Origin of the sequence: Pseudomonas sp. 10(2024), assembly GCF_045164175.1 — a bacterium.
Lineage (GTDB): Bacteria > Pseudomonadota > Gammaproteobacteria > Pseudomonadales > Pseudomonadaceae > Aquipseudomonas > Aquipseudomonas alloputida.
The window spans coordinates 4,594,278-4,607,145 of record NZ_CP174006.1; the positions used below are offsets into that span (position 1 = coordinate 4,594,278).

Annotated in this window: 12 protein-coding genes; 9 read left to right on the forward strand and 3 right to left on the reverse strand. The window is 62.4% G+C overall.

Translation table 11 applies throughout. The features are described 5' to 3' along the window. Positions 1-93: 93 nt before the first annotated feature. On the reverse strand, positions 94-957 hold the full coding sequence (gene tsf / locus ACI7M0_RS20805; protein WP_010952674.1) for a translation elongation factor Ts: 864 nt from the start codon (positions 955-957) through the stop codon (positions 94-96). Between the two features lie 185 nt (positions 958-1,142). Beyond that, on the reverse strand, positions 1,143-1,880 hold the full coding sequence (gene rpsB, locus ACI7M0_RS20810; RefSeq protein WP_003252287.1) for a 30S ribosomal protein S2: 738 nt from the start codon (positions 1,878-1,880) through the stop codon (positions 1,143-1,145). Positions 1,881-2,225: 345 nt separating this feature from the next. Here rpsB and map point away from each other — a divergent pair, with 345 nt between their 5' ends. From map to dapC, 3 genes are read left to right on the forward strand one after another with little or no spacing between them, the layout of a single operon-like run. Continuing rightward, positions 2,226-3,008 carry a type I methionyl aminopeptidase gene (gene map, locus ACI7M0_RS20815; protein WP_003252286.1) on the forward strand — a complete coding sequence of 261 codons (783 nt, stop codon included), beginning with the start codon at positions 2,226-2,228 and terminating at the stop codon, positions 3,006-3,008. Between the two features lie 41 nt (positions 3,009-3,049). Beyond that, positions 3,050-5,752, forward strand: a complete 2,703-nt coding sequence (locus tag ACI7M0_RS20820; protein WP_010952673.1) for a [protein-PII] uridylyltransferase — start codon at positions 3,050-3,052, stop codon at positions 5,750-5,752. A 30-nt stretch (positions 5,753-5,782) separates the two neighbouring features. Continuing rightward, the gene (gene dapC / locus ACI7M0_RS20825; protein ID WP_010952672.1) at positions 5,783-6,979 is read left to right on the forward strand and encodes a succinyldiaminopimelate transaminase; all 1,197 of its coding nucleotides are present in this window, start codon (positions 5,783-5,785) and stop codon (positions 6,977-6,979) included. Positions 6,980-7,082: 103 nt separating this feature from the next. Here the strand turns inward: dapC and ACI7M0_RS20830 are convergent, their stop codons facing one another. Continuing rightward, positions 7,083-8,729, reverse strand: coding sequence for a Na+/H+ antiporter (locus ACI7M0_RS20830; protein WP_020190561.1), 1,647 nt, complete (start codon positions 8,727-8,729; stop codon positions 7,083-7,085). Positions 8,730-8,981: 252 nt separating this feature from the next. Between ACI7M0_RS20830 and graT the strand changes: the two genes are divergently transcribed. From graT to ACI7M0_RS20860, 6 genes are all read left to right on the forward strand, one after another. Further along, on the forward strand, positions 8,982-9,260 hold the full coding sequence (gene graT / locus ACI7M0_RS20835; protein WP_129932559.1) for a type II toxin-antitoxin system toxin GraT: 279 nt from the start codon (positions 8,982-8,984) through the stop codon (positions 9,258-9,260). Between the two features lie 8 nt (positions 9,261-9,268). Further along, positions 9,269-9,568: a type II toxin-antitoxin system antitoxin GraA gene (gene graA / locus ACI7M0_RS20840; protein WP_010952669.1), complete on the forward strand. Its 300-nt coding sequence runs from the start codon at positions 9,269-9,271 to the stop codon at positions 9,566-9,568. Positions 9,569-9,692: 124 nt separating this feature from the next. After that, positions 9,693-10,040 (forward strand): ArsC family reductase, encoded by a 348-nt coding sequence (locus tag ACI7M0_RS20845; RefSeq protein ID WP_003252272.1) that lies wholly within the window; start codon positions 9,693-9,695, stop codon positions 10,038-10,040. Between the two features lie 31 nt (positions 10,041-10,071). Continuing rightward, positions 10,072-11,106, forward strand: a complete 1,035-nt coding sequence (gene dapD / locus ACI7M0_RS20850) for a 2,3,4,5-tetrahydropyridine-2,6-dicarboxylate N-succinyltransferase (protein ID WP_019437665.1) — start codon at positions 10,072-10,074, stop codon at positions 11,104-11,106. An 81-nt stretch (positions 11,107-11,187) separates the two neighbouring features. Further along, complete coding sequence (locus ACI7M0_RS20855; RefSeq protein ID WP_104962437.1) at positions 11,188-12,393, forward strand: cysteine desulfurase; 1,206 nt, start codon at positions 11,188-11,190, stop codon at positions 12,391-12,393. After that, positions 12,390-12,800, forward strand: a complete 411-nt coding sequence (locus ACI7M0_RS20860) for a SufE family protein (RefSeq protein ID WP_003252266.1) — start codon at positions 12,390-12,392, stop codon at positions 12,798-12,800. Before ACI7M0_RS20855 ends, ACI7M0_RS20860 begins: the two co-directional genes overlap by 4 nt. The last annotated feature ends 68 nt before the right edge of the window (positions 12,801-12,868 follow it).

Below are 12,868 nucleotides of genomic sequence, written 5' to 3' on the forward strand. Positions count from 1 at the left end.
GCGAAGAGGGAGTCGTATAAACCCCTCCCCGTTTTGACAAAGAGGCTGCGCGCGTGAGCGGGCAGCCTCTTTGGGGCGACAGACGGGGCTGTCTTACTGCTTGGCAGCAGCGACCTGAGCGGCAACTTCAGCAGCGAAGTCGTCGACTGGCTTCTCGATGCCTTCGCCTACTTTGAAGTAGGTGAAGGAAACGATTTCAGCACCGGCTTTCTTGGCCAGCTCGCCAACCTTGATTTCCGGGTTCATGACGAAGGCTTGCTCTTTCAGCGAGGCTTCGGCCTTGAACTTGGTGATACGACCGTTGATCATGTTCTCAACGATGTTTTCCGGCTTGCCGGCGATCTTGTCGGCGTTCAGCTGCAGGAAGACATTCTTCTCGCGCTCGATGGCCTCGGCGGAGATTTCCGACGAATCCAGGAACTCAGGGTTCGAAGCTGCAACGTGCATGGCGATGTTCTTCGCCAGCTCCACATCACCGCCTTTCAGAACGACGACAGCGCCGATCTTGTTGCCGTGCAGGTAGGCACCGACAACGTCACCCTCAACGCGCACCAGGCGACGGATGTTGACGTTCTCGCCGCACTTGGCAACCAGGGCTTCACGAGCAGCTTCACGCGAGGCGATCAGCGGAGCGGCGTCGGTCAGCTTCTGGGCGAAGGCTTCTTCGAGGCTTTCGGCCACGAAGTTCTTGAAGTCGTCTTGCAGGGCCAGGAAGTCGGTCTGCGAGTTCACTTCCAGCAGGACGGCGGAAGTACCGTCGGTCTTGACGGCGATAGCGCCTTCAGCAGCGACGTTGCCAGCCTTTTTGGCGGCCTTGATGGCGCCCGAGGCACGCATGTCGTCAATGGCTTTCTCGATGTCGCCGCCGGCCTTTTCCAGGGCCTTTTTGCAATCCATCATGCCTTCGCCGGTACGCTCGCGCAGTTCTTTTACCAGCGCTGCAGTAATTGCTGCCATTTCAAAATCCTCTTGGAAAGTTTTTCAACCATTCCACCCGTCAATCACGGGCGTTCAATTCTGCTAATCCGCTGTTTTCATTTCAGCAGGCCCATGATGCGGGGCCGATGCTGACAGCAGGATTTCAAGGTGGCAAAAAGGGGGCAAAGCCCCCTTTTTGCGTGCCAAGTAGACGCTAGCGCCTATTACTCAGCAGCAGGTGCAGCCGCTTCTTCAGCGTAAACTTCGGTGCCGCCGGCAACGTTGTTGCGGCCGCGGATGACTGCGTCAGCCATCGAAGTCATGTACAGCTCGATAGCGCGAATGGCGTCATCGTTACCTGGGATGATGTAGTCAACACCTTCCGGGCTGCTGTTGGTATCGACAACGCCGATGACCGGGATACCCAGTTTGTTGGCTTCGGTGATCGCGATGCGCTCGTGATCAACGTCGATAACGAACAGAGCGTCTGGCAGACCGCCCATGTCCTTGATGCCACCCAGGCTGCGATCCAGTTTTTCCAGGTCGCGGGAGCGCATCAGGGCTTCTTTCTTGGTCAGCTTGGCGAAAGTGCCGTCTTCGGCCTGGGTTTCCAGGTCGCGCAGACGCTTGATCGAAGCGCGGATGGTCTTGTAGTTGGTCAGCATGCCGCCCAACCAACGGTGGTCAACGTACGGCGAACCGCAACGAGCGGCTTGCTCGGCGACGATCTTGCCGGCGGAACGCTTGGTGCCGACGAACAGGATCTTGTTCTTGCCCTGGGCCAGGCGCTCTACGAACGACAGAGCGTCGTTGAACATTGGCAGGGTTTTTTCCAGGTTGACGATGTGGATCTTGTTACGCGCGCCGAAAATGTACTTGCCCATTTTCGGGTTCCAGTAACGGGTCTGGTGGCCGAAGTGCACACCGGCCTTCAGCATATCGCGCATGTTGACTTGGGACATGATAGTTCCTTGATAAGTCGGGTTGGGCCTCCACGTATCCCAATGACCAACCCGCGAATTCTGCAACTCGGGGCACCCAGGTCATCGTGTCGACACGTGTGTGGGTTAAGTGCTGACGGGGTCGTCCCCGAAAGCGGCGCATTTTATACCACAGACCGCGAGCGAACGGAACCCGGATACTGTTGCGTCTGTCAGCACTTTTTGCAGCACCCCGGCTTTCGCGCCAGAATGCCAGCTGTAGACAACAGCATGGCCGCCTTTATCCCGACCGATCGGCGCCCTGCTCTGCTAGAATCCGGCCTTTCCCGTTTGTTCGCGCCGGCACGGCGCCGTAGAGAGCCTGTAATGACCGTCACCATCAAGACCGCAGAAGACATCGAGAAGATGCGCATCGCTGGCCGCCTGGCCGCCGAAGTGCTGGAAATGATCGAAGAACACGTCAAGCCCGGTGTCACCACCGAAGAGCTCGACCGCCTGTGCCACGATTATATCGTCAACGTTCAGCAGGCCATCCCGGCACCGCTCAACTACAAGGGCTACCCGAAGTCGATCTGCACCTCGATCAACCATGTGGTCTGCCACGGCATCCCCAACGACAAGCCGCTCAAGGACGGTGACACGCTCAATATCGACGTCACCGTGATCAAGGACGGCTACCACGGCGATACCAGCCGCATGTTCCACGTCGGTAACGTGCCGGTCTGGGCCGAGCGCCTGTCCAAGGTCACCCAGGAATGCATGTACAAGGCCATCGAGCTGGTCAAGCCGGGCTGCCGCCTGGGCGACATCGGTGAAGTGATCCAGAAGCACGCGGAAAAGAACGGTTTCTCGGTGGTACGCGAGTTCTGCGGTCATGGCATCGGCAAGGTGTTCCACGAAGAGCCGCAGATCCTCCACTATGGCCGCGCTGGCACGGGCATGGAGCTGAAGGAAGGCATGACCTTCACCATCGAGCCGATGATCAACCAGGGCAAGGCCGACACCAAGGTGCTGGGCGACGGCTGGACCGCCATCACCAAGGACCGCAAGCTCTCGGCCCAGTGGGAACACACTTTGGTGGTGACCGCGACTGGCTACGAGATCTTCACCCTGCGCAAGGACGACACCATCCCGCGCACTTCGGCCTGACCGCACCCCGACAGGCCACCCCACGACAGGAACGTGACGCGATGCCCCAGGTGGACCCCGAGCTGTTCGACCGTGGCCAGTTCCAGGCGGAACTGGCCCTCAAGGCGAGCCCCATCGCCGCCTTCAAGAAAGCCATCCGCCTGGCCGGCGAGGTGCTCGACAAACGTTTTCGCGCCGGCAGCGACATCCGCCCGCTGATCGAGGCCCGCGCCTGGCTCGTCGACAATATCCTGCAACAGGCGTGGAACCAGTTCGACTGGGGCGACCAGAGCGGCATTGCCCTGGTTGCGGTGGGCGGCTACGGGCGCGGTGAACTGCACCCGCACTCGGACATCGACCTGCTGATTCTGCTGGGCGCTGCCGAGCACGAGCAGTACCGCGACGCCATCGAGCGCTTTCTGACCTTGCTGTGGGACATTGGCCTGGAAGTCGGCCAGAGCGTGCGCACCGTCGACGAGTGCGCCGAACAGGCCCGCGCCGACCTGACGGTGATCACCAACCTGATGGAAAGTCGCACCATCGCCGGTCCCGAGGCCTTGCGCCAGCGCATGCTGGAAGTCACCAGCACCGCGCACATGTGGCCGAGCAAGGAGTTCTTCCTGGCCAAGCGCGCCGAACTCAAGGCCCGCCACCACAAGTACAACGACACCGAGTACAACCTCGAACCCAACGTCAAGGGTTCGCCAGGTGGCCTGCGTGACATCCAGACGGTCCTGTGGGTGGCCCGCCGCCAGTACGGGACGCTCAACCTGCACGCACTGGCCGGCGAAGGCTTCTTGCTGGAAAGCGAGAATGAACTGCTGGCTTCGTCCCAGGACTTCCTCTGGAAAGTCCGTTACGCCCTGCACATGCTGGCCGGACGCGCCGAAGACCGCCTGCTGTTCGACCACCAGCGCAGCATCGCCACGCTGCTGGGCTACAGCGATGAAAACCCCAAGCGGGCGATCGAACAGTTCATGCAGCAGTACTACCGGGTGGTGATGAGCATCAGCCAGCTGTGCGACCTGATCATCCAGCACTTCGAAGAGGTTATCCTCGCCGATGAGGAAAGTGGCAGCACCCAGCCGCTGAATGCGCGGTTCCGCCTGCATGACGGCTATATCGAGGCCACCCACCCGAACGTGTTCAAACGCACGCCATTCGCCATGCTGGAAATCTTCGTGCTGATGGCCCAACACCCCGAGATCAAGGGCGTGCGTGCCGATACCGTGCGCCTGCTGCGCGAACACCGCCACCTGATCGACGACACGTTCCGCACCGATATCCGCAATACCAGCCTGTTCATCGAGCTGTTCAAGTGCGAAATCGGCATCCACCGCAACCTGCGCCGGATGAACCGCTACGGCATTCTTGGCCGTTATCTGCCAGAGTTCGGCCTGATCGTCGGGCAGATGCAGCATGACCTGTTCCACATCTATACGGTCGATGCGCATACCCTCAACCTCATCAAGCACCTGCGCAAGCTGCAATACACGCCGGTGTCCGAGAAATTCCCGCTGGCCAGCAAGCTCATGGGGCGCCTGCCCAAACCCGAGCTGATCTACCTGGCCGGGCTGTACCACGACATCGGCAAGGGTCGCCAGGGCGACCACTCGGAAATCGGTGCAGTGGACGCACAGAAGTTCTGCGAACGGCACCAGTTGCCGGCCTGGGACAGCCGCCTGATCGTCTGGCTGGTGCAGAACCACCTGGTGATGTCGACCACCGCTCAGCGCAAGGACTTGTCCGACCCGCAGGTGATCAACGACTTTGCCCTGCACGTGGGCGACGAGACGCGCCTTGACTACCTGTACGTACTGACCGTGGCCGACATCAACGCCACCAACCCGAGCCTTTGGAACTCGTGGCGGGCCAGCCTGCTGCGCCAGCTGTACACCGAGACCAAGCGTGCCCTGCGCCGCGGCCTGGAAAACCCGCTGGACCGCGAAGAGCAGATTCGCCAGACCCAGTCGTCAGCGCTGGACATCCTGGTGCGCGAGGGCACCGACCCGGACGACGTCGAGCAGCTATGGGCGCAACTGGGCGATGACTATTTCCTCAAGCACACCGCCGCCGACGTCGCCTGGCACACGGATGCGATCCTGCAGCAACCGGCCGATGGCGGGCCGCTGGTGCTGATCAAGGAAACCACCCAACGCGAGTTCGAAGGCGGTACGCAGATCTTCATCTATGCCCCCGACCAGCACGATTTCTTCGCCGTGACGGTGGCGGCCATGTCGCAGTTGAACCTGAACATCCACGACGCACGGATCATCACGTCGAGCAGCCAGTTCACCCTCGACACCTACATTGTGCTGGACAACGACGGTGGCTCGATCGGCGACAACCCGCAGCGGGTCAAGCAGATTCGCGATGGCCTGACCGAAGCGCTGCGCAACCCCGAGGACTACCCGACCATCATCCAGCGCCGGGTACCGCGGCAGCTCAAGCACTTCGACTTCCCGCCGCAAGTGACCATCCTCAACGATGCCCAGCGGCCGGTGACCATCCTCGAAATCACCGCACCAGACCGCCCGGGCCTGCTGGCCCGGCTGGGGCGGATCTTCCTGGAGTTCGACCTGTCACTGCAAAACGCCAAGATCGCCACCCTCGGCGAGCGGGTAGAAGACGTGTTCTTCATTACCGATGCCGACAACCAGCCGCTGTCAGACCCGCAGCTGTGCAGCCGCCTGCAGGAAGCCATCGTGCAGCAACTGCAGGCCGGCCAAGGTAGCGACACCAGCCAGACCCGCGTGACCTTTTAACGATTAGACGATTGACGAGACCTTGCGCCGATGAACCATGCCTTGACCCAGCTTCAGCCCTATCCGTTCGAAAAGCTTCGCGCCCTGCTGGGCAGCGTGAAGCCTGCGGCGGACAAACGCGCCATCGCCCTGTCGATTGGTGAGCCGAAGCACGAATCGCCGGCGTTCGTCGCCCAGGCCATGGCCGACAACCTCGACAAGCTGGCGGTTTACCCCAGCACCCTCGGTTTGCCAGCCCTGCGCCAGGCCATCGGCCAGTGGTGCGAACGACGCTTTGGCGTGCCCGCCGGCTGGCTGGACGCCGACCGCCACATCCTCCCGGTCAACGGCACCCGTGAAGCGCTGTTCGCCTTCACCCAGGCCGTGGTCAACCGCGCCGATGACGGCCTGGTGATCAGCCCCAACCCGTTCTACCAGATCTACGAAGGCGCAGCGCTGCTGGCCGGTGCCACCCCGCACTACCTACCGTGCCTGGAAAACAACGGTTTCAACCCGGACTTCGACGCCGTACCGGCCGAGGTGTGGAAGCGTTGCCAGATCCTGTTCCTGTGCTCGCCGGGCAACCCTACCGGTGCGCTGGTGCCGATGAACACCCTGAAGAAGCTGATTGCCCTGGCTGACGAACACGACTTCGTGATCGCCGCCGACGAGTGCTACAGCGAGCTGTACTTCGACGAGGATGCGCCACCGCCAGGCCTGCTGTCGGCATGCGCCGAGCTTGGCCGTAGCGATTTTGCGCGCTGCGTGGTGTTCCACAGCCTGTCCAAGCGCTCCAACCTGCCAGGGCTGCGCTCGGGCTTCGTCGCGGGCGATGCCCAGATCATCAAGCCGTTTCTGCTGTACCGCACCTACCACGGCTGCGCGATGCCAGTGCAAACCCAGCTGGCCAGCATCGCCGCCTGGCAGGACGAGGCGCATGTACGCGAGAACCGCGACCAATACCGGGCCAAGTACGATGCCGTGCTGGATATTCTGCAGCCGGTACTGGACGTGCAGCGCCCGGACGGCAGTTTCTACCTGTGGGCCAAGGTACCGGGCGACGATGCCGAGTTCACCCGCGACCTGTTCGAAGCCCAGCATGTGACCGTGGTACCGGGGTCGTACCTGTCGCGTGAAGTGGATGGGGTGAACCCGGGTGCCGGGCGCGTGCGCATGGCACTGGTTGCACCGCTGGCCGAATGCATCGAAGCGGCGGAGCGCATTCGCGCCTTCCTGCAAAACCGCTGATCAACCCCTTCGCGGGCACGCCCGCTCCCACAGGTACTGCGCTGATTTCAAGCGCAGCGCAGTACCTGGGAGCGGGCGCGCCCGCGAAGGGCCTTGATAGGGTCTACTTGACTGAACCCAGGTTCGCCTCACTCATATCCAGCTCACCCAGTACTTGCCGCACCACCTCATCGCCCACCAGGTGCTGACGATGCAGGTTGTACAGCTCCAGCCGCTGCGCCCTCAGGGCACGCAAGCGTAAACGCCGCTCCAGCAAGTCCATCTGTGCGGCCAGAGCCTTGGCTTCGGCACTGTCGTCGTAGCTTTCCAGCTCATCCCGGTATTCAGCCATCAAGCGTGCCTTCAGCTCGGTCGCCAAAGTTGCCTGCGCAGCATCCTGCGGTGCGTTGCTGTCGATCACCTCTTCTGCCTCCAAGGCATGAATCGCCGCCTCGGCTGTGCGCCGCCAGGCTTCCTGCACTTCCTGGTGCAAGCGCTCGTCCGGGCTCTTGGTCACCCCGCGCAGTAACAGCGGCAGGGCAAGGCAGGCACTGATCAACGACAGCAGGATTACCCCCGCAGCAATGAAGATAAGCAGGTCACGCTCCGGGAACGCTGTACCAGCCCCTATCAGCAACGGGATCGACATGACACCCGCCAGGGTGACAGCGCCGCGCACACCACCCAAGGTCAGCAACCAGCAGGAACGCGCCGTAGGCATCAGCACCAGTGCCGGCTTGCCGCGCCAGCGACGGACCACGCCGATCGAGCGCCAGATACTCTGGACCCAGATGAACCGCAACAGAATCAGTGCGGCAAAGATCGCCACCACGTCCAGGCAGCGGTAGGCCAATGTCGGCCAGAGGGTCGCTTCGTGGCTGACCACAGCCTTGATGATGTCTGGCAACTGCAAGCCCAACAACAGGAAGATCAGGCCATTGAAGGCAAACTCCAGCAACGACCAGACACTGCGGTTGAGCAGGCGGGTACTGGTCTGACGCGGCAGCAGGTCGAGCCAGCTCTGCATCATGCCGGCCGCCACCGCCGAGAGAATACCCGAAACGCCCAGGCGCTCGGCCAGCACGTAGGCTGCGAACGGCAGCAGCAACATGAACACCACATGGGTAGCCGGATCGTCCCAGCCCCGGGTGATCATCCACATGCGCAGGCGACCGATCAACCAGCTCAGTACCACACCCACCGCAAGGCCGCCCAGTGCGACCAACACAAAGCTGAAGCTGGCGTCAGCCAACGAAAACACTCCGGTGATCGCCGCTGCCAAGGCGAACTTGAAGGTTACCAGGCCCGACGCATCGTTCATCAGCGCCTCGCCCTGCAGCATGTGCATCAGGGGAGTGGGCAGGCGGTCCTGGGCAATGGCCGAAACGGCCACGGCGTCGGTCGGCGAAAGCACTGCAGCCAGGGCGAAGGCCACCGGCAACGGGATGCTCGGCAGCAACCAGTGGATGAAGTAACCGGCGCCGACCACGGTGAACAACACCAGCCCCACGGCCAGCGCCACTACCGGGCCACGAATGCGCCATAACTCACGTTTGGGGATGCGCCAGCCGTCGGCGAACAGCAGCGGAGGCAGGAACAGGAACAGGAACAATTCGGGGTCAAGGGCTACATGCAGGCCCAGCGTCGGCCACGCCAGCAAGGCACCGGCGGCAATCTGTACCAGCGGCAATGGCAGTGGGATCACACGGCCGACCAGCTTCGACAGGCTGACCAGCGTCAGCAGGATGAGAACGGTGTAGGCGGACTGCATCCGGGAAAGCTTCCTTTGTGAACCAGAAACGATAGCAAGGCGAAACATCGCCATTGGAACAATATGTTAGCGGCGACCGACGGTTCGGGGCCGCTGCACGATAGTCGCAGGTGACGTGGGAATATGTAACATGATGATACCCAGCAGATGCGACCGGAGCTTGCGAGTCGCGTGCCCCGGTATTGAAGACTTGAACTACAGCGATCCCGTCGTATAATCGCCATTAACGAATAACGTTAAGCATTCAGGCTCATGATTCGAAGCTTTAGCTGTGCCGACACGGAAGCGCTCTTCACAACGGGAAAGACACGGCGTTGGTCAGATATCAAGTCAGTCGCGGAGCGCAAGCTGGCCATGCTCGATGCCGCAACAGAGTTGCGAGACCTTAGGTCGCCACCTGGCAATCGCCTCGAGTTACTGAGCGGCAACCGCGCCGGCCAACACAGTATCCGTGTAAATGACCAATGGCGGGTTTGCTTCACCTGGACAGAACACGGGCCAGTTAACGTTGAAATTGTCGATTACCACTGAGGTGCATCATGCTCAAGAACGGTATGCGTCCAATCCATCCGGGTGAGATCCTGCGGGAGGAGTTCCAGAAGGAAATGGGCTTCAGCGCCGCGGCTCTGGCCAGGGCGTTGGGTGTAGCAACGCCAACCGTCAACAACATCCTGCGCGAACGGGGCGGTGTTTCCGCCGACATGGCACTGCGCCTGTCCATCTGCCTGGACACCACCCCTGAGTTCTGGCTCAACCTGCAGACGGCCTTCGATCTGCGCACAGCCGAACAGCAACACGGCGATGAGATCATCGGGTCGGTCCAGCGTCTGGTCGCTTGAACACATCCTGATCAATAAACAGGGGCGCCACGGGCGTGGCGCCGCGAGGATCGTTCCCGCATAATCGCGCGACTGACATCGAAAAACGGAGAGATTGGGGCGACTTGTAGCCCCAATGTACACAATGACCTACACGCTCTACGGCATCAAAGCCTGTGACACCATGAAAAAGGCGCGTACCTGGCTCGAAGACAAAGCCATCGCCTACGAATTCCACGATTACAAAACCCAAGGCATCGACCGCGACAGCCTGAACCGCTGGTGCGACGAGCACGGCTGGGAAGTCATCCTCAACCGTGCCGGCACCACCTTCCGCAAGCTGGACGACGCCAGCAAGGCAGACCTCGACCAGGCCAAGGCCGTCGAGCTGATGCTGGCCCAGCCGTCGATGATCAAACGCCCGGTGCTCGACCTTGGCGCGCGTACCCTGGTTGGCTTCAAGCCCGACCTGTACGCCGCTGCCCTGGCCTGAGCCCCTACCCTATTTCGCACGAGGTAATCACATGTCCAATACCCTGTTCAGCCTGGCCTTCGGTGTCGGCTCCCAGAACCGCCAGGGCGCCTGGCTGGAAGTGTTCTACGCACAACCACTGCTCAATCCGAGCGCCGAACTGGTTGCTGCAGTCGCCCCTGTTCTCGGTTACGAAGGTGGCAACCAGGCCATCGCCTTCAGCAACGCCCAGGCCGCACAACTGGCCGAAGCCGTGAAGGGCGTGGACGCCGCGCAGGCCGCCCTGCTGACCCGCCTGGCAGAGAGCCACAAGCCGCTGGTCGCCACCCTGCTGGCCGAAGACGCCGCACTGAGCTCGACCCCAGAGGCCTACCTCAAGCTGCACCTGCTGTCGCACCGCCTGGTCAAGCCGCATGGCGTAAGCCTGGCCGGCATCTTCCCGCTGCTGCCGAACGTGGCCTGGACCAACCAGGGCGCGGTTGACCTGGGCGAACTGGCCGAGCTGCAACTGGAAGCACGCCTGAAGGGCGAGCTGCTGGAAGTGTTCTCGGTGGACAAGTTCCCGAAAATGACCGACTACGTGGTCCCGGCCGGCGTGCGCATCGCCGACACCGCCCGTGTGCGCCTGGGCGCCTACATTGGCGAAGGCACCACCATCATGCACGAAGGCTTCGTCAACTTTAACGCGGGTACCGAAGGCCCGGGCATGATCGAAGGCCGCGTTTCCGCTGGCGTATTCGTCGGCAAGGGCTCGGACCTGGGCGGCGGCTGCTCGACCATGGGCACCCTGTCCGGTGGCGGCAACATCGTCATCAAAGTCGGCGAGGGCTGCCTGATCGGCGCCAACGCCGGTATCGGTATTCCGCTGGGCGACCGCAACACCGTCGAAGCCGGCCTGTACATCACCGCGGGCACCAAGGTGAACCTGCTGGACGAGAACAACGAACTGGTCAAAGTGGTCAAGGCCCGCGACCTGGCCGGCCAGACCGACCTGCTGTTCCGCCGCAACTCGCTGAACGGCGCGGTAGAATGCAAGACCCACAAGTCGGCCATCGAGCTGAACGAAGCGCTGCACGCTCACAACTGAGAACCCTGCCGGGTTTGAGGTGTTAAGATCGGGTCTGGCGCCAATGCACCAGACCCGATTTTCATTCCAGGCCTCGCAAACATGTTCCAGCCCTCTCCCTGGCGTGCCGACTTCCCCGCCATCGCCGCCCTGCAACGGCAGCACCAGACCTATCTGGACAGCGCCGCCACCACCCAGAAGCCGCAAGCCTTGCTCGATGCCCTGAGCCATTACTACGGCCATGGCGCGGCCAACGTGCACCGTGCCCAGCATTTGCCAGGTGCGCTGGCGACCCAGGCCTTCGAAACCAGCCGCGACAAGGTCGCCGCCTGGCTCAATGCCGCAGACTCGCGGCAGATCGTGTTCACCCACGGCGCCACCTCGGCACTGAACCTGCTGGCCTATGGCCTGGAGCACCGCCTCGAAGCCGGTGACGAAATTGCCATCAGTGCCCTGGAGCACCATGCCAACCTGCTGCCCTGGCAACAGCTGGCGCACCGGCGCAACCTGCGCCTGGTGGTGCTGCCACTGGACGCCCTTGGTCGTATCGACCAGGACCAGGCACTGCAACTGATCGGCCCTCGCACCCGAGTGCTCGCCATCAGCCAGCTGTCCAACGTGCTGGGTACCTGGCAACCGCTGCCAGCGCTGCTGGCCCATGCCCGCGCCCAAGGCGCGCTGACGGTGGTCGATGGTGCCCAGGGCGTGGTGCATGGTCGCCAGGACATGCAGCAACTGGGCTGCGACTTCTATGTGTTTTCCAGCCACAAGCTGTACGGTCCGGACGGCGTCGGGGTGCTCTATGGCCGCGCCCAGGCCCTGGAGCTGTTGCGCCACTGGCAGTTCGGTGGCGAGATGGTGCAGCTGGCCGAGTACCACAGCGCCAGCTTCCGTCCCGCGCCCCTGGGCTTCGAAGCGGGTACGCCGCCGATTGCCGGGGTGATCGGCCTGGGTGCGACACTGGACTATCTGGCCAGCCTCGATGCCCATGCGGTCGCAGCGCATGAAGCCAGCCTGCACCAGCACCTGCTGCGTGGCCTGGGCGACCGCGAGGGCGTGCGGGTGTTGGGCGCACCGCAGACGGCCCTGGCCAGTTTCGTCATCGAGGGCGTGCACAACGCCGATATCGCTCACCTGCTGACTGAACAGGGCATTGCCGTGCGTGCGGGTCACCACTGCGCCATGCCACTGCTGAAGGGGCTGGGGCTGGAAGGCGCGATACGGGTATCGCTGGGTTTGTACAACGACAGCGATGACGTGCAGCGCTTCTTCGACGCGCTGGACCAAGGCCTGGAGCTGTTGCGATGAGCCTGCCGGAACAGGCGCACCAAGCGCTGGAAGCGTTTCAACAGGGCAAAGGCTGGGAACAGCGTGCGCGGCTGCTGATGCAGTGGGGTGACCGCCTGGAGCCGCTGGCAGACGCCGAAAAGACCGAGGCCAACCGGGTGCATGGCTGCGAGAGCCTGGTGTGGCTGGTGGCCGAGCAGATCGAGGGCGTGTGGCGGTTCAAGGCCAGCAGCGATGCCCGCTTGTTGCGTGGGCTGCTGGCACTGTTGCTGGTACGGGTGCAGGGACTGGCCAGTGAGGAGCTGGCCGGGATTGATCTGCGCGAGTGGTTTACCCAGCTCGGGCTGGAACGCCAACTGTCGCCGTCGCGCAGCAATGGGCTGCATGCGGTGTTGCAGCGGATGGCGGAGTTGGCGTCCAACCGCTGAATCGGCGCCGGTTTCTTCGCGGGCCTGCCCGCTCCCACAGGTTACGGCATCATGCTTGAGAGAGATGC

What these genes read in the sequence shown, in the direction of transcription:
- tsf (WP_010952674.1), bottom strand. Translation starts at nt 957, where the DNA reads ATGGCAGCAATTACTGCAGCGCTGGTAAAAGAACTGCGCGAGCGTACC.
- rpsB (WP_003252287.1), bottom strand. Translation starts at nt 1,880, where the DNA reads ATGTCCCAAGTCAACATGCGCGATATGCTGAAGGCCGGTGTGCACTTC.
- map (WP_003252286.1), top strand. Translation starts at nt 2,226, where the DNA reads ATGACCGTCACCATCAAGACCGCAGAAGACATCGAGAAGATGCGCATC.
- ACI7M0_RS20820 (WP_010952673.1), top strand. Translation starts at nt 3,050, where the DNA reads ATGCCCCAGGTGGACCCCGAGCTGTTCGACCGTGGCCAGTTCCAGGCG.
- dapC (WP_010952672.1), top strand. Translation starts at nt 5,783, where the DNA reads ATGAACCATGCCTTGACCCAGCTTCAGCCCTATCCGTTCGAAAAGCTT.
- ACI7M0_RS20830 (WP_020190561.1), bottom strand. Translation starts at nt 8,729, where the DNA reads ATGCAGTCCGCCTACACCGTTCTCATCCTGCTGACGCTGGTCAGCCTG.
- graT (WP_129932559.1), top strand. Translation starts at nt 8,982, where the DNA reads ATGATTCGAAGCTTTAGCTGTGCCGACACGGAAGCGCTCTTCACAACG.
- graA (WP_010952669.1), top strand. Translation starts at nt 9,269, where the DNA reads ATGCTCAAGAACGGTATGCGTCCAATCCATCCGGGTGAGATCCTGCGG.
- ACI7M0_RS20845 (WP_003252272.1), top strand. Translation starts at nt 9,693, where the DNA reads ATGACCTACACGCTCTACGGCATCAAAGCCTGTGACACCATGAAAAAG.
- dapD (WP_019437665.1), top strand. Translation starts at nt 10,072, where the DNA reads ATGTCCAATACCCTGTTCAGCCTGGCCTTCGGTGTCGGCTCCCAGAAC.
- ACI7M0_RS20855 (WP_104962437.1), top strand. Translation starts at nt 11,188, where the DNA reads ATGTTCCAGCCCTCTCCCTGGCGTGCCGACTTCCCCGCCATCGCCGCC.
- ACI7M0_RS20860 (WP_003252266.1), top strand. Translation starts at nt 12,390, where the DNA reads ATGAGCCTGCCGGAACAGGCGCACCAAGCGCTGGAAGCGTTTCAACAG.